Annotated in this window: 14 protein-coding genes; 3 read left to right on the top strand and 11 right to left on the bottom strand. The window is 63.1% G+C overall.

All coding sequences use genetic code 11. The features are described from left to right. Positions 1-73: 73 nt before the first annotated feature. Both NKH01_RS09675 and NKH01_RS09670 read left to right on the top strand, forming a co-directional pair. Positions 74-1,012, top strand: a complete 939-nt coding sequence (locus NKH01_RS09675) for a tyrosine recombinase XerC (protein ID WP_353020034.1) — start codon at positions 74-76, stop codon at positions 1,010-1,012. A gap of 84 nt (positions 1,013-1,096) precedes the next feature. After that, positions 1,097-2,164, top strand: coding sequence for a TraB/GumN family protein (locus NKH01_RS09670; RefSeq protein ID WP_023722719.1), 1,068 nt, complete (start codon positions 1,097-1,099; stop codon positions 2,162-2,164). Between the two features lie 948 nt (positions 2,165-3,112). Here NKH01_RS09670 and lpdA read toward each other — a convergent pair. From lpdA to mdh, 9 genes are all read right to left on the bottom strand, one after another. Beyond that, positions 3,113-4,519, bottom strand: coding sequence for a dihydrolipoyl dehydrogenase (gene lpdA, locus NKH01_RS09665; RefSeq protein ID WP_353020032.1), 1,407 nt, complete (start codon positions 4,517-4,519; stop codon positions 3,113-3,115). A gap of 17 nt (positions 4,520-4,536) precedes the next feature. Beyond that, positions 4,537-5,286, bottom strand: coding sequence for an SDR family oxidoreductase (locus NKH01_RS09660; RefSeq protein ID WP_023722722.1), 750 nt, complete (start codon positions 5,284-5,286; stop codon positions 4,537-4,539). Further along, positions 5,283-5,810, bottom strand: a complete 528-nt coding sequence (locus NKH01_RS09655) for a hypothetical protein (protein ID WP_352481048.1) — start codon at positions 5,808-5,810, stop codon at positions 5,283-5,285. The genes NKH01_RS09660 and NKH01_RS09655 overlap by 4 nt, the downstream gene beginning before the upstream one ends. Before the next feature lie 23 nt (positions 5,811-5,833). Beyond that, positions 5,834-7,135, bottom strand: coding sequence for a 2-oxoglutarate dehydrogenase complex dihydrolipoyllysine-residue succinyltransferase (gene odhB, locus NKH01_RS09650; protein WP_352548534.1), 1,302 nt, complete (start codon positions 7,133-7,135; stop codon positions 5,834-5,836). 48 nt (positions 7,136-7,183) lie between these two features. Continuing rightward, positions 7,184-10,171, bottom strand: coding sequence for a 2-oxoglutarate dehydrogenase E1 component (locus NKH01_RS09645; RefSeq protein ID WP_352717863.1), 2,988 nt, complete (start codon positions 10,169-10,171; stop codon positions 7,184-7,186). A 124-nt stretch (positions 10,172-10,295) separates the two neighbouring features. After that, positions 10,296-11,198: a succinate--CoA ligase subunit alpha gene (gene sucD, locus NKH01_RS09640; protein ID WP_352481051.1), complete on the bottom strand. Its 903-nt coding sequence runs from the start codon at positions 11,196-11,198 to the stop codon at positions 10,296-10,298. Between the two features lie 49 nt (positions 11,199-11,247). Further along, entirely contained in the window at positions 11,248-11,619 is a 372-nt protein-coding gene (locus NKH01_RS09635) for a cupin domain-containing protein (protein ID WP_023723110.1), read from the bottom strand. A 4-nt stretch (positions 11,620-11,623) separates the two neighbouring features. Further along, entirely contained in the window at positions 11,624-12,817 is a 1,194-nt protein-coding gene (sucC, locus tag NKH01_RS09630) for an ADP-forming succinate--CoA ligase subunit beta (RefSeq protein WP_352859623.1), read from the bottom strand. A gap of 41 nt (positions 12,818-12,858) precedes the next feature. After that, positions 12,859-13,827 (bottom strand): malate dehydrogenase, encoded by a 969-nt coding sequence (gene mdh / locus NKH01_RS09625; RefSeq protein WP_023723107.1) that lies wholly within the window; start codon positions 13,825-13,827, stop codon positions 12,859-12,861. A gap of 232 nt (positions 13,828-14,059) precedes the next feature. Between mdh and NKH01_RS09620 the strand changes: the two genes are divergently transcribed. Beyond that, positions 14,060-14,488 carry a GNAT family N-acetyltransferase gene (locus NKH01_RS09620; protein ID WP_353020031.1) on the top strand — a complete coding sequence of 143 codons (429 nt, stop codon included), beginning with the start codon at positions 14,060-14,062 and terminating at the stop codon, positions 14,486-14,488. An 87-nt stretch (positions 14,489-14,575) separates the two neighbouring features. Here NKH01_RS09620 and zapE read toward each other — a convergent pair whose 3' ends face one another. Both zapE and NKH01_RS09610 read right to left on the bottom strand, forming a co-directional pair. Beyond that, complete coding sequence (gene zapE / locus NKH01_RS09615) at positions 14,576-15,772, bottom strand: cell division protein ZapE (protein WP_023723104.1); 1,197 nt, start codon at positions 15,770-15,772, stop codon at positions 14,576-14,578. A gap of 143 nt (positions 15,773-15,915) precedes the next feature. Beyond that, positions 15,916-16,455: a protease inhibitor Inh/omp19 family protein gene (locus NKH01_RS09610; RefSeq protein WP_023723103.1), complete on the bottom strand. Its 540-nt coding sequence runs from the start codon at positions 16,453-16,455 to the stop codon at positions 15,916-15,918. Positions 16,456-16,730 lie beyond the last annotated feature (275 nt).

Here is a 16,730-nt window from a genome sequence, read left to right as displayed (position 1 = left end):
CATTTCAATGATGCCGCTCTTCACCGCTTCCTAACCCGAGTGCCGGAAGATGGTTGGGAATTGGAAGAGCGCAATGCGGGAATTCCTCATACCGGCAAAACCCGATCTTCAGGCGGCGCGCGAGGCGTGGCTGAAGATGCTGGCGCGCGAACGCCGGCTGTCGCCCGAAACCGTCGAGGCCTATGAGCGCGACACGCGCCAGTTGCTGCATTTCCTGACCGGCCATTGCGGCGGCTCGCCCGGCATTTCCGACATCGCCGATCTGCGCCCCGCCGATCTGCGCGGCTTTCTCGCTGCCCGCCGTACCGAGGGCGCCGGCGCCCGCACGCTCGGGCGCGGCCTAGCCGGCATCCGCTCGCTGCTGCGTTTCCTGGAACGGCGCGGCCTCGCCAATGCGGCAGGTGCGGCAGCCCTGCGCGCGCCGCGACAGCCGAAATCGCTGCCCAAGCCGCTGACCGCAAGCGATGCAAAACACGTCGTCTCGGTGGAAGGCCAACTGGCGGAGGAGCCGTGGATCGCCGCGCGCAACGCCGCCGTGCTGACCCTGCTCTATGGGTCCGGCTTGCGCATTTCCGAGGCGCTCGGCCTGTCGGGCGCCGATCTGTCCTCGCCTGGTGAGACCGTGCTGCGCGTCACCGGCAAGGGCGGCAAGACGCGGTTGGTGCCGGTGCTGCCGGTGGCGCTGCGGGCGATTGCCGAATACCGCCGCTTGTGTCCCTATCATCTCGATCCCAAGGGCGTGCTGTTTCGCGGTGCCCGCGGCGGCCCGCTGAACCCGGCAATCGTTCAGCGCGACATGGCCAAGCTGCGCTCGGCGCTCAACCTGCCCGACACGGCGACGCCGCATGCGCTGCGCCATTCCTTTGCAACGCATCTGCTTGGGCGCGGCGGCGACCTGCGCACCATCCAGGAGTTGCTCGGCCACGCCAGCCTGTCGACAACCCAGATATACACCGGTGTCGACACCGCCAGGCTGCTCGAGATTTACGAAGCAGCTCATCCGCGTGCGTGATGGATGCTTGATTGGTGGCCATCTCGCAACAATTTTGATGCGCCGATTAACCGTTTTGCCGCTTTTTGCGCCTAGAACCGCAGCATGAAACGCCTCATCGCCATCGCCGACCGCGCGACCCATGTGTCGCTGAAGCTGCTTGTCGCGCTCAACGCCCTGTTTTTCCTCTCCTTCCTCATCATCGCGCTGCTCGCCGCAGGCAAAGCACGCGCCGAGATCCCGGTCTGCGCCGGTACCGATATGCTGGGCGCGCTGCAAAAGGACGACCCGGCCACCTACCGCAAGATCGAGGCGGACGCGGCAGTGACGCCGAACGGCAAGGGCCTGCTGTGGAAGCTCGAAAAATCAGGCGAAAAACCGTCTTTCCTGTTCGGCACCATGCACGTTACCGACCCGCGCGTCACCACGCTGCCGCCCGCCGCGCAGAAGGCATTCGATGCGGCTGGCACCGTCATCATCGAGACCACCGAAGTGCTCGACAAGCAGAAGATGATGGCCGCACTGCTGAAAGAGCCGGATCTGATGATGTTCACCGACAAGACGACGCTTTCGTCGCTGCTGTCGCCGCAGGATGCGGCGGTGGTCAACAAGGCGCTCGATGCGCGTGGCATCCCGCCAGCGACCGTCGCCAAGATGAAGCCCTGGTTGCTGTCGGCGATGGTGGCGCTGCCTGCATGCGAAGTCGCCCGCCAAGCTGGCGGCGCACCGGTGCTCGACGTCAAGCTTGCCAAGGACGCCGAGGCTTCGGGCAAATCAGTCGAGGGGCTGGAGACAATCGCCGACCAGTTGCGCGCCATGGCTTCGCTGCCGATCGCCTTTCACCTGAAGGGGCTGGTCGATACGCTGAAGCTTGGCGACAAGGTGAACGACGTCAACGAAACCATGATCGTGCTTTACCGGCGTGGCGACACTGGCATGTACGTACCGCTGTTTCGGACCGTCATTCCCGAACAGGTCGACGACCAATCGGGTTACGCCGAATTCGAGCAGACCATGATCACCAGCCGCAACAAGGTGATGGTCGATCGTGCAGCGCCGATCCTCGCCCACGGCAATGTCTTCATGGCGGTAGGCGCCATGCACCTTCCCGGAGCGCAAGGCTTGGTCGAGGGTTTCCGCAAGACCGGCTACACGGTGACCGCCGTCAACTGAACAACACGGCGGAGTTGCACACCGAATCATTGCCGTGGCGCGACGGCGGACCACCCGCGCTTCGTGCCAAGAAACTGAAAAAGGTTCGGTTTGGCTCGATCGAACCCGTTTTGCGGTGGAAATGCATGCCTGCAAGCGATTCCGGATCAGAATTGCCCTGTTTTCGGCGTTTTCAACGCCTAATGTGAAACCGATTCAACGATTGTACGTTGATGGCTATTACTTGATGTTTTTCATCCACGGAGGACACTTTTATGGCGAACACACCCAATCCGAACGACCCATTCACCTCACCGGGTACCGCACGGCCACGCGGCGGCGGCAGCGGCTGGCTGATTGCCCTGGTCGTCGTTATCCTGGCAATTGTCGCCTATTATGTTTTTGGAAGACGTAGCGAGGCACCTGCGCCTGCCGAACCGCCCGCAGCCAGCACACCGGCTCCGGCTCCAGCACCTGCCGAGCCGATGAAGCCAGCCGAACCGGCTCCTGCGCCAGCTCCGGCAACACCCGCTCCGGCTCCCGCTCCGGCAGAACCTGCACCCGCTCCGGCCCCTGCGCCAGCCCCTGCGCCAGCCCCGGCACCAGCACCGGCCCCTCAGTAATCAGACTGCCGACTTAATATATGAACGGCCCGCTGAAAGGCGGGCCGTTTTGTTTTTGGGAACAGCCGTCGATGGCTTCGTCATCCCAGGGCGGAGCGAACGCGAAGCGGAGCGCAGACCCTGGGATCCATGCCGTGACATCCGCCGAAGAATGCAGTGGTGCAGAATCACCGGTTACCAGCCGATGCGAAGAGGCACTCGATTCTGGTTCGCCGGAACACTGCCGCTTAGGTAACGGCATGGATCCCAGGGTCTCCGCGACATCGCTCCGCTCCTGCTCCGCCCTGGGATGACGAATCGCGGATGTTTCAGCCAATCTCTAAGCTTTGCGATTCACCGCGTTTGCTCAGATATGGATGGGCTTGAAGAACGTCGCCAATGCCGCCTCCTTGACCGCCTCCGACATTGTCGGATGGGCGTGACAGGTGCGGGCTAGGTCTTCCGACGAGCCGCCAAATTCCATCAGCACCGCCGCCTCGTGGATCATCTCGCCGGCGCCGAAGCCGACGATGTGGACGCCGAGCACGCGGTCGCTGGCCTTGTCGGCCAGGATTTTCACAAAGCCGTCGGTGTGCAGCATGGCGCGCGCCCGGCCATTGGCGCTGAACGGGAATTTTCCCGCCTTGTAGTCGACGCCGGCCTTCTTCAATTCTTCTTCGGTCTTGCCGACCGAAGCGATTTCCGGCGTGGTGTAGACGACGCTCGGAATCACGTCATAGTTCACATGCCCGGCCTGGCCGGCAATGGTTTCGGCCACCGCCACGCCCTCGTCCTCGGCCTTGTGGGCGAGCATCGGGCCGGCGATGACATCGCCGATGGCGTAGATACCGGGGACGTTGGTCCTGAGATCGCCGTCGGTCTTGACCCAGCCGCGCTCGTCGACGTCGACGCCTGCCTCCTTAAGCCCGAGAGCGTCCGAATAGGCCCGTCGTCCCGTCGCGATCAGCACGGCGTCGGCCTCGATCGTCTCGGCCGCCCCGCCTTTGACTGGCTCGAAGGTGACCGTCGCTCCCTTCTTGGCCTTGGCGACGCCGGTCACCTTGGCGCCCAGCCTGAACTCAAAGCCCTGCTTCGACAGCAGGCGCTGGAACTGCTTGGAGACCTCGCCATCCATGCCGCCCAGGATGGTGTCGAGGAACTCGACCACGGTGACCTTGGCGCCGAGCCGCGCCCATACCGAGCCGAGTTCCAGCCCGATGACGCCGCCGCCGACCACCACCAGATGGCCCGGCACCTTGTCCAGCGACAGCGCGCCGGTCGACGACACGATCACCTTCTCGTCGAAATCGACCTTGACACCGGGAATGCCGGCGACGTCGGAGCCGGTGGCGATGACGATGTTCTTGGTCTCAATCTCCTCGACCTTGCCGTCATCGGAGGTCACCGACACCTTGCCAGCCGCAACTACTTTGCCGGTGCCACGAAAACTGTCGATCTTGTTCTTCTTGAACAGGAAGGCGACGCCATTGACGTTGGCCGTCACCGTCGCATCCTTGTGTGCCATCATCTTGCCGAGATTGAGCTTGGGCGCGCCGATCTCGACGCCGAGCGCGTCGAAGGAATGGCCGGCCTCGGCAAACATCTCGGACGCATGCAGCAGCGCCTTTGACGGGATGCAGCCGATGTTGAGGCAGGTACCGCCGAAGGTCGGGTTCTTTTCGACCACCGCCGTCTTCAGGCCGAGCTGTGCCGCCTTGATGGCGCAGACATAGCCGCCCGGTCCCGATCCGATGATAACGACGTCATAGGCCATGATACTGTCCCTTTGCTTTAGCGGCCGCCGCCGACTTCCAGATTGGCGCCTGTCGTATAGGAGGCCTCGTCCGACAGCAGCCAGAGAATTGCGGCCGCGACTTCCTCGGCAGTGCCTGCGCGCTGCATCGGCACCACCCGGCCCATTTTCTCGGCGCGATCCGGCTGCCCGCCGGAGGCATGAATTTCCGTGTCGATGATGCCCGGGCTGACCGCGTTGACACGGACGCCTTCCTCGGCCACTTCCCGCGCCAGGCCGACAGTGAAGGCGTTGATCGCGTTCTTGGAGGCTGCGTAGTCGATATATTGACCTGCCCCGCCAAGCCTTGCCGCGATCGAAGACAAATTGACGATGGCGCCGCCCTTGCCGCCATTTCTGGTCGACATGCGCTTCACCGCTTCGCGTGCGCAAAGCATCGGCCCAATCACATTGATCCGCATCATGCGCTCGAGCCGCGCGAACGACATCTCGTCGACCCGTGACAGGCTGTCGACGACACCGGCATTGTTGACCAGCGCATCAAGCCCGCCGAAGCGGTCTTCGACCGCCTCGAACATGGCCAGCACATCCGTCTCGCTGCCGACATCGGCCTTGAGGGCAAAGGCTTCTCCGCCGCCGGCCTCGATGTCGGCGACCACCGTTTCGGCCGCTTTTGCATTCGACGCGTAATTGACCGCAACGCGGTAGCCGGCCTCGGCGGCAAGCCTGCATGTAGCGGCGCCAATGCCGCGGCTGCCGCCGGTCACCAGCAGGATTTTTCCGCTCATTCCTGACATCCTTTCAGGGCAAAGACGTCCCAGGGCACCTTGGAAAAGCCGTTGGCGCCATAGGCCGCCGACATCTGCAACGACGCCCCCAGATCGGGCAGGATCAGCTTCTTCGGCGCATCCTTTCCTTCGCCCGGCAGCAACGCGATATTGCCCTGGTCGTCGGCCGTATAGATGACCCCCTCCCACACAGTGCAGGCGGCGAGCTCGTCGCCGGTGACGTCGCCGGCCGGGCATTTGTACATCAGTGAGCCATGCGGCCGCGCCACGCCCTCCGTCCACATGACGATTCCGTCGAGAACGACGCCCTTGTCGAGCACCATCTTGAAACTGTTGGTGACGGCGGCCGATTCGCCGGTTGGCCTGAAATCGATCTCGGCTGCGTTTTCAGTGTCGCCGTAGACGGCCAGTTCGAGCGGGCAGGCGGCAAGCGCAGCGGAGACCGTCTGCACGCCGAGTGCGGAGATCGTGACAAACAAACCGGACCGGAAACGAGAGGAACCAATCCGGTGGCGCAGATCCATTCTCCGGCTCACTCGGGCCGCCCCTAGAGGTCGAGCACCAGCCGCTCGGGATCCTCCAGGCTTTCCTTGACCCGCACCAGGAACGTCACCGCTTCCTTGCCGTCGACGATGCGGTGATCGTAGGACAGCGCCAGATACATCATCGGCCGGATGACGATCTGGCCGCCGACCACCACCGGCCGCTCCTGGATCTTGTGCATGCCCAAAATGCCCGACTGCGGCGCATTGAGGATCGGCGTCGACATCAGCGACCCGTAAACGCCACCGTTGGAAATCGTAAACGTGCCGCCTTGCATATCCGCAACCGATAGCTTGCCGTCGCGCGCCGCAAGCCCGAGCCTGCCGATGTCCTTCTCGATTTCGGCGATGGACATCTGGTCGGCATTGCGCACGACCGGCACGACAAGGCCTTTTTCGGTACCAACGGCGACGCCGATATGGGCGTAGTTCTTGAAGATGATGTCGGTGCCGTCGATCTCGGCGTTGACGGACGGGATCTCCTTCAGCGCATGGGTGACGGCCTTGGTGAAGAAACCCATGAAGCCGAGCTTCACGCCGTGCTTCTTCTCGAACACGTCCTTGTATTTGCTCCTCAGCGCCATCACCGCGCTCATGTCGACCTCGTTGAAGGTGGTCAGCATCGCGGCGGTCGATTGCGCTTCCTTGAGGCGGCGCGCGATGGTCTGGCGCAGCTTGGTCATGCGCACGCGCTCCTCGCGCGACGCATCGTCGGCCGAGGACGGCGCGCGCGCGGCGACAGGTGCCGGCACAGGTGCTGCCTTTGGCATTTCGGCCGGCTGCGACGGCGCGCCCCTGGCGATCAGGTCGAGCACGTCGCCTTTCAGCACCTGGCCGCGCTTGCCCGAGCCCGAGACCTGGTCGACCGCAAGATTGTGCTCGGCCAGCAGCTTTGCCGCCGACGGCGCCGGCGGCATTGTGCGTGTCTCAATCGCGCCGGCGTCGCCGGCGATCTTGGCCGTCTCGGCCGCGGCCTGCTGGACGCTCGAGGCCGCGGTCGGAGCCGAGGCCTGCGACACCGCGTCCGGCTTCGCTGCCGGAGCGGCGGCAGCATTGGCTGCTGCGCCGGCGCCTGCCGAAATCGTGCCGAGCAGCGCCCCGACGCCAACCGTCTCGCCTTCCTTGACGGCGATCTCGCTGAGCGTGCCCGCGGCGGCGGCCGGCACTTCCACCGTCACCTTGTCGGTTTCGAGTTCGACCAGCGGCTCATCGGCGGCGATCGCGTCGCCGACCTTCTTGAACCATTTGCCGATGGTCGCCTCGGTGACGGATTCACCAAGTGTCGGGACGCGGATTTCGGTTGCCATTGTGCCTGTCCGTTTCTTTCGGTTCTATTTTATCCGCCCAGTTCTGTTCTATTCACCAAGCGCGTCGTCGAGCAAGGCGGCAAGCTGGGCGAGATGCTTCGACATCAATCCGGTCGCCGGCGAGGCGGCGGCCGGCCGGCCGGTATAGCGCACCCGCTGGTGCTTGGCGTCGATATGCGCCAGCACCCATTCGAGATACGGATCGATGAACGACCAGGCGCCCATGTTCTTGGGCTCCTCCTGGCACCACACCATCTCGGCATTGCGGAAGCGCGACAGTTCGGTGATCAGCGCCTTGGCCGGGAACGGATAGAGCTGCTCGACGCGCAGCAGGTAGATGTCGTTGATGCCGCGCTTCTCGCGCTCTTCGTAGAGGTCGTAGTAGACCTTGCCCGAACAGAGCACGACACGGCGGATCTTCGAATCCTTGGTGAGCTTGATGGCCTGGCCCGACAGCAGCTGGGCGTCGTCCCACAACAGCCGGTGAAAGGCGCTTTCGCCCGACATTTCCGGCAGCGTCGACACCGCCCGCTTGTGGCGCAGCAGCGACTTCGGCGTCATCAGGATCAGCGGCTTGCGGAAGTCCCGCTTCAATTGCCGGCGCAAGATGTGGAAGTAGTTGGCCGGCGTCGTGACGTTGGCGACCTGCATGTTGTCTTCCGCGCAAAGCTGCAGGAAGCGCTCGAGCCGGGCCGACGAATGCTCCGGCCCCTGGCCTTCATAGCCGTGCGGCAGCAGGCAGACGAGGCCCGACATTCTGAGCCACTTGCGCTCGCCCGACGAGATGAACTGGTCGAATACCACCTGGGCGCCATTGGCGAAGTCGCCGAACTGCGCTTCCCATAGCGTTAGCGCCTTCGGCTCAGCCAGCGAGTAGCCATATTCAAAGCCGAGCACGGCCTCTTCCGACAGCATCGAGTTGATGACCTCGAACCCGGCCTGCGCCGCCGACAGATTGTTGAGTGGGATGTAGCGGGTCTCGTCGCGCTGGTCGTAGAGCACGGAATGGCGCTGCGAGAAGGTGCCGCGCTCCGAATCCTGTCCGGACAGCCGGATCGGATTGCCGTCGAGCAGGATGGCGCCGAAGGCCAGCGCCTCGGCCGTCGACCAGTCGATGCCTTCGCCCGATTCGATCGCCTGGCGGCGGTTGTCGAGGAAGCGGATGATCGTCTTGTGTGCCTCGAAATCCTTCGGCACCTCGGTCAGCTTCTTGCCGATCTCCTTCAGCGTCTTGACCGGTACCGCGGTCTTGCCGCGCCGCTGTTCGTCCTGGTTGTCGGCCGAGCGCAGGCCGGACCAGGCGCCGTCCAGCCAGTCCGCCTTGTTCGGCTTATAGTGCTGGCCGACCTCGAATTCCTGCTCGAGATGCGCCCGCCAGTCGGCCTTCATCTTTTCGAGCTCGGCCTGGCTGATATGGCCTTCGGCGATCAGCCGGTCGGCATAGATCTGCATGGTCGTCTTCTGGTTGCGGATCTTGCGATACATGATCGGCTGGGTGAAGGCCGGCTCATCGCCCTCATTGTGGCCGAAGCGGCGGTAGCAGAACATGTCCACCACGACAGGCTTGTGGAACTTCATGCGGAATTCGATCGCCACCTTGGTGGCATGGACCACGGCTTCCGGATCGTCGCCATTGACGTGGAAGATCGGCGCCTCGATCATCTTGGCCACGTCGGACGGATAGGGCGACGAACGCGAAAAGCGCGGGTTGGTGGTGAAGCCGATCTGGTTGTTGATGATGAAATGCAGCGTGCCGGCGACGCGGTGGCCGCGCAGGCCGGACAAGCCAAGGATTTCGGCAATCACGCCCTGGCCGGCAAAAGCGGCATCGCCATGCAGCAGCAGCGGCAGCACCTTGGCGCGCTCTTCCAGCGGCACGATCTCCTCGCGGCTGCGGCCAAACAGATAATCCTGCTTGGCGCGCGCCTTGCCCATCACCACCGGATCGACGATTTCCAGATGCGATGGGTTGGCGGTCAGCGACAGATGCACCTTGTTGCCGTCGAACTCGCGGTCGGATGAGGCACCGAGATGGTACTTCACGTCGCCCGAGCCTTCGACCTCGTCGGGCGCGGCCGAGCCGCCCTTGAACTCGTGGAAAATGGCGCGGTGCGGCTTGGCCATCACCTGCGACAACACGTTCAGCCGGCCGCGATGCGCCATGCCGAGCACGATCTCCTTCATGCCGAGCTGGCCGCCGCGCTTGACGATCTGCTCCAGCGCCGGGATCAGCGACTCGCCGCCATCGAGGCCGAAGCGCTTGGTTCCCTTGTACTTGACGTCGATGAACTGCTCGAAGCCTTCGGCCTCGACCAGCTTTTGCAGGATCGCCTTCTTGCCGGTGGCGGTGAAGGAGATCTCCTTGTCGGCGCCCTCGATGCGCGCCTGGATCCAGGCCTTCTCCTCGGGATCGGAAATATGCATGAATTCGACGCCGAGCGTCGAGCAATAGGTCCGGGTCAGGATGTCGAGCATCTGCCGGATGGTGCCGAATTCCAGCCCGAGCACATTGTCGAGGAAGATCGGCCGGTCGTAATCGGCTTCGGTGAAGCCGTAATTCTCCGGCGACAGCTCGTTATAATCCTCGAGCGGCTTGGCAATGCCGAGCGGATCGAGATTGGCATGCAGATGGCCGCGCATGCGAAAGGCGCGGATCATCATGATGGCGCGGACGGAATCGCGCGTCGCCTGATGCACGTCGGCGTCGGAAAGGGCTGCGCCGTTGCCGGCCGCTCGGTCCTTGACCTTCTTTTCGATGTGCTTTTCGACCAGGCCCCAATTGCCGTCCAGCGCCGAGACAAGCTCGCCATTGGCCTGCATCGGCCAGGAGGGCTTGGCCCATGAGGCGCCCTTGGCATTCTTGCGCACGTCGCCGGCGTCGTCCTTCAGCGCCGCGAAAAAGTCCTGCCATTCGGGATCGACCGACGCGGGATCGTCCTCATAAGCGGCATAAAGCGCGTCGATATAATCGGCATTGCCGCCATAGAGGAAAGAGGTAAGCGAAAACTGGTCGTTGGCCTGATCTTGTCTTGCCATTTTTTTCCGCGGAGCGCCTGCTCCGTCTCCTTTTCAGAGCGAATAGAGAGTAGCGAGTAGGGATTTCCCTGGTTCGCGCCGTTACTCTGTTTTTCCTATTCGCTATTCACTACTCGCTACTCACTTATCCTTTGATCGCCTCGACCAGCGTCGTACCGAGCCGTGCTGGCGACGGCGATACCTTGATGCCGGCCGATTCCATCGCCGCGATCTTGTCTTCCGCGCCGCCCTTGCCGCCCGAGATGACCGCGCCCGCATGGCCCATGGTGCGGCCCGCCGGCGCCGTGCGCCCGGCGATGAAGCCCGCCATCGGCTTGCTGCGGCCACGCTTTGCCTCATCCTTGAGGAACTGCGCGGCGTCTTCCTCGGCCGAGCCGCCGATCTCACCGATCATGATGATCGACTTGGTCTCATCGTCGGCAAGGAACATCTCCAGCACGTCGATGAACTCCGTGCCTTTGACCGGATCGCCGCCAATGCCGACGGCGGTGGTCTGGCCGAGACCGACATTGGTGGTCTGGAACACCGCCTCATAGGTAAGCGTTCCCGAGCGCGAAACAACGCCGACCGAGCCCTTGCGGAAGATGTTGCCGGGCATGATACCGATCTTGCATTGGTCGGGGGTCAGCACGCCGGGGCAGTTCGGCCCGATCAGCCGCGACTTCGAGCGGTCGAGCCTCGCCTTGACCTTGATCATGTCCATCACCGGTATGCCCTCGGTGATGCAGACGATCAGCGGGATCTCGGCCTCGATCGCTTCCAGGATCGCTTCGGCGGCACCCGCCGGCGGCACGTAGACGACCGAAGCGTTGGCGCCGGTCTTCGCCTTGCCTTCGGCTACGGTGGCGAAGATCGGCAGTGCCTCGCCCTTGGCGCCGGTCCAGATCTCGCCGCCCTTCTTGGGATGGATGCCGCCGACCATTTTCGTGCCGTGATAGGCCAGCGCCTGTTCGGTGTGGAACGTGCCGGTCTTGCCGGTCAGGCCCTGCACCAGCACCTTGGTGTTCTTGTCGACGAGAATGGACATGGTGGTCCTTTTCAAAAACCGTTGATCGGGGAAGGCCGCGCGCTCATCGTCACAACCGCTTCAGCTCGGCGACGGTCAGGTCGCTCTTGGCGTTGCCGGTGTTGAGCGTCGTCGCCGGCTCGAACATCAGCACCACAGGTTCTTCGCTCAGCGAGCGCGGCCGGTGCTCGACGGCGCGCGGCACGACGATGAACTCGCCGCTGGAAAGCTCCACCGTGCCGTCGCGGAAATCGATGGCGATGCGGCCGCGCAGCACCAGGAAGGCCTCGTCTTCATTGTCGTGCGCGTGCCAATCGAAGACGTCGCCGAACTTGGCGATCTTGACCTGGGAATCGTTGACGTCGCCGGCAATATGCGGATCGAAGACCTTCTTGATCTTCGTATCCGCCGCCTCGACGAGGTTTATCTTGTGCGGAGGCACAGACTCAGCCCTTCACCGCCGCGACAATCTTCTTGGCTGCATCATCGAGGTCATCGGCCGACACCACGTTCAGCCCGCTGTCGTTGATGATCTTTTTGCCGAGCTCGGCATTGGTCCCTTCCAGCCGCACAACCAGCGGCACTTGCAGGCCGACCTCCTTGACTGCGGCGATGACGCCCTCGGCGATGATGTCGCACTTCATGATGCCGCCGAAGATGTTGATCAGAATGCCTTTGACCGCCGGATCCTTGGTGATGATCTTGAACGCCGCCGTCACTTTTTCCTTAGACGCGCCGCCGCCGACATCGAGGAAGTTGGCCGGCTCGGCGCCGTAGAGCTTGATGATATCCATCGTCGCCATGGCAAGGCCGGCGCCGTTGACCATGCAACCGATATTACCGTCGAGCGCGACATAGGCGAGGTCGTATTTCGACGCCTCGATCTCCTTCTCATCCTCTTCGGTGGTGTCGCGCAATTCGAGCACGTCCGGGTGGCGGAACAGCGCATTGTTGTCGAACGACACTTTTGCGTCGAGCACGCGCAGCCGGCCGCTCTTCATGACGATCAGCGGGTTGATCTCGAGCAGGCTCATGTCCTTCTCGACAAATGCCTTGTAGAGGATCGGAAACAGCGTGCCACCATCTTTGGCGGCGTCGCCGTCGAGCCTCAGTGCGGCGTTGAGCGTGTTCACATCGTCGGCCGTCACGCCCTTTTCCGGGTCGATGGCGACGGTGATGATCTTTTCCGGCGTGTCGTGGGCGACCGCCTCGATGTCCATGCCGCCCTCGGTCGAGACGACGAAGGCGACGCGCCCGACCGAGCGGTCGACCAGGATCGACAGATAGAGCTCGCGCTCGATGTCAGCGCCGTCCTCGATGTAGAGCCGGTTGACCTGCTTGCCGGCCGGGCCGGTCTGCTTGGTGACCAGCGTATGGCCGAGCATCTCCTTGGCGTTGGCGACGACCTCGGCCACCGACTTCGCCAGCCTGACGCCGCCCTTCGCATCGGCGCCGAGCTCCTTGAACTTGCCCTTGCCGCGGCCGCCGGCATGGATCTGGCTCTTGACCACATAGAGCGGGCCGGGCAGCGCCTTGGCGGCGGCTTCCGCCTCGCTCGCCTTGAACACCGGCACGCCCTCGGCCACCGGTGCGCCAAAACCTTTCAGCAGCGCCTTGCCCTGATACTCATGGATGTTCATGCGCTATGTCTCCAGCTTGTTTGGCGGGCTTGGTTGCCGGCTTATTTGGCCGCGAGATGCGGAGCGATCTTGACGCAGGCGTCGCACAGACCCTGCACCGCGGCGACCGAACTGTCGAACATCTTCTGTTCGCTTTTCGCCAGTTCGATCTCGATGATACGCTCGACGCCGCCGGCGCCGATCACCACGGGAACGCCGACATAGGTGTTCTTGACGCCATATTGGCCGGAAAGAAAGGCAGCACAGGGCAGCACCCGCTTCTTGTCCTTGAGATAGGCTTCGGCCATGGCGATGGCCGAGGCGGCGGGCGCGTAGAAGGCCGAACCGGTCTTGAGCAGGCCGACGATCTCGGCGCCGCCGTCGCGGGTGCGCTGCACGATCTGGTCGAGCCGCTCCTTCGAGGTCCAGCCCATCTTGATGAGGTCGGGCAGCGGGATGCCGGCAACGGTGGAATAGCGGATCATCGGCACCATGGAATCGCCGTGGCCACCGAGCACGAAGGCGGTGACATCCTCGACCGAGACCTTGAATTCCTCGGCCAGGAAATAACGGAAGCGCGAACTGTCGAGCACGCCGGCCATGCCGACGACATGGCTCTTCGGCAGGCCGGAAAACTTCTGCAGCGCCCAGACCATGGCGTCGAGCGGATTGGTGATGCAGATGACGAAGGCCTTCGGCGCGTATTTCTTGAGGCCGGCGCCGACCTGCTCCATCACCTTCAGATTGATGCCCAGAAGATCGTCGCGGCTCATGCCGGGCTTGCGCGGCACGCCGGCGGTGACGATGCAGACGTCGGCGCCCTCGATGCCGGCATAGTCGTTGACGCCGGTCAGCCTGGAGTCGAACCCATCGACCGGCGACGACTGCGCGATGTCCAGCCCCTTGCCTTGCGGGATGCCTTCGGCGATATCGAACAGCACGACGTCGCCGAGATCCTTGAGGCCGACCATGTGGGCGAGGGTGCCGCCGATCATGCCCGAGCCGATGAGCGCTATCTTGTTGCGTGCCATGTCAGGATGTTTTCCCTTTGACTATGACGGCGCCCAAATCCTTGACGATTTGATGACGGCGTCGGAGGAAGAGGCCGGAATGCTGCGGAACCGCGAAATTCGCCGCACGCAATAGCCCCGGCCGTGCAAAAATTCAAACGATTATTTTGGAGTGAGTAATTTCAATCGGTTAGAAACAATGGGACTTACGTAAACGTAAAAGTTCTGAAGCCGGCTAGAGGAATTCTACACAATGGCATCTGAAATCAGAAGGCTATTTCCGGGCGATGACGCCCTTGTGATGCGGGTTGCCGACGAGGTTTTCGATGAGCCGGTCAGGCCGGATCGACTCTCTGCCTATCTCGCGGCGCCCGGCCATTTCATGATCGTGGCCCTCGCCGACGGCGTCGTTATCGGCCAATGCGCCGCGATCGTCCACCGGCACCCGGACAAGGTGAGCGAACTCTACATAGACGAGGTCGGCGTGGCGCCGGCCTTTCAACGCCAGGGCATTGCGACGAGGATGCTCGACGCCATGTTCGCACTCGGTCGCGAGCATGGTTGTGAGGAGGCCTGGGTCGGCACCGAGCCGGACAATGTTGCTGCTCGCGCACTTTACGAGTCGCGAAAGGTGCCGCATGGGCCGGCGGAGGATTCTGTGATGTATGTTTATCGATTATAGACGCGGCGGGACGGACCCTTTTAACGATGGCTGGACAGGTGTGAAGGAGCGCTGCAGATCAGCCTGCTGGGCATCGGGCTCCTAGCCCTAAGCCTGCCGCGCCTCTGTCGATGATCCCCGCGCCTTCTGCCTTTCCACCCAATCCTCCAGCCAGTCGTGGCTCTGCATCTCGATCAGCCGCGATGCGGTGCGCTCGAACTCGAAGACCTCGTTGCCGCGCTTGGCCGTATAGAGCTGCGGCGGCGGTGCTGCGGCGCTCATCACCAGCCGCACATGATGATCGTAGAGCGTATCAACCAGCAGGATGAAGCGCTTGGCTTCGTTGCGCTTGCCTTCGCCGAGCACCGGCACATGGTCGATGAAGATGGTCGAGAAACGGCCGGCGATGGCAAGATAGTCACGGGCGCCGAGCGGCCTCTCGCAGAGATCAGCGAAGGAAAACCGCGCCGCCTCGCCGGCAGCACGCGGCACTACGACATGCCGGCCCTTCACCATCAGCATCGTCTCGGCCGTCGGCCTGCCATGCGTCATCACCGCCCAGGCGTCGTCGAGCGCATGGTCGGCGGCGGCATCGGCCGGGGTGACGTAGACCGGCATGCGGCTGAGCTTGTCGAGGCGGTAATCCTTGTCGGCGTCCAGCGCCAGCACCTGCGCGTGGCGCTCCAAGATAGCAACAAACGGCAAGAACAACTGACGGTTCAGGCCGTCAGGGTAGAGCTCCTGCGGCGCGACATTGGAAGTGGCGACCAGCACCACGCCATTGGCAAACAACGCCGAAAACAACCTGGACAGGATCATCGCATCGGCGATGTCGGTGACCGAAAACTCGTCGAAGCACAGCACCCAGGCTTCCTCGGCCAGCGCGCGCGCCACCGGTGGGATCGGATCGTCCTCCTTGGCCGTGCCGTTCTTGCGAGCCTGCCGGTGCTTCTGGATGCGATCCTGCACGTCGGCCATGAAATCGTTGAAATGCACGCGGCGCTTGCGCCGCACCGGCAGCAGCTCGAAGAACATATCCATCAGCATGGTTTTGCCGCGGCCGACGCCGCCATGGATGTAGAGGCCCTTGACTGCCTCGTGCACTTCGCGCTTGCGGGCGAACAGCCACCCAAGTGCGCTTGATTTATGCGCCAGCCGCTTTGCCGATATTTCGTCGATCAGCCGGTCGAGCGCAGCGGCGATCCGCTCCTGCGCCGGGTCGCGCCCGATGGCGCCCGTCTCGACCAGATGGTCGTAGCGCTGCTTGACGGTCGCATGGGTCTGGAGGCCGTCACGCAGATGCATCGGTCACGTCGTTCCGGAGCAATTCCAAGAAAAGTGTGTAGCGGTTTTCTGTCCGGAATTGCGTAAAAAACAAAAGAGGGCAATTCCAGGAAAGTGTATAACGGTTTTCCGTCCGGAATTGCGTAACAATAGGGGCGGTTCGATTACCTTGTAAGCGAGATCGGCAGGCCGTTGGAAGTCTGGCCGTCGAATTTCTCGCCGCCCGAGGAATACAGCCGTGCCAGCGTGCCGCCGTTCTCGTCAAAGAGCGTCAGCTGTTTGCCGGCGACGTTCCAGGATTTGATGCCGTCGAGCGGCGCCGGGCAATGCAGCGGTCCGGCGCGATAGCCCGAGCCGAATTTGGTCTGCGGCGTCGCCACCTGACAGCTCTGGCCGGACACGCTTGCCTTCCACACGCCGGCGACGCTGGAGGCGGTCAGGTCGGCCGCGCCGGCCGGCGCCGTCCCGTCGGGCGGCAACGAGGCGACCTGGGTGTTCTGCGGCGCGGTTGGAAATTTCGACGGATCGGCCGGGCCGGGTGTCGCCGGGGGCGGCAGCTGGTTTGCAGTCACCTTGCCGGCGGGCGCAGCTTCCAGCGGCGCCGGCTGCTGCTCGTCCATTGATGAGAACCGCGAGGTTGAACAGCCGCTCGCAACGAGCGCGGCCAGCGATACGGCCAGCAGGCCGGTTTTCGAAAATCTCATTCTTCAACCTCCGTCGGATCCGGCTGGGGGGTGCCGTCCGCGCAATGTCCCTCTCACCAAGATGGAGAAGGTGGCGAAATTTCAACCCGATATGGTTAAAATACGGTTTGCGCCGCTAATGTTGCAAATTTATCGCAAAATGCACATTGCCTGGCTGATACCTCCGGGTCGGTGCGATACGGCGCGCCGGCTCCAAATCCTTGACGTTCACCTCAAATGCTTGCGCCAGCTGGCTCCGGCATTATCTCTTGGCAATCAGCAAACTGCAGGGAGCC

The sequence above is a fragment of the Mesorhizobium sp. M1403 genome (genome assembly GCF_040317695.1).
Classification (GTDB): domain Bacteria; phylum Pseudomonadota; class Alphaproteobacteria; order Rhizobiales; family Rhizobiaceae; genus Mesorhizobium.
Note: the sequence above shows the minus strand (reverse complement) of the source record. Positions and strands in the feature narration are given on the sequence as shown.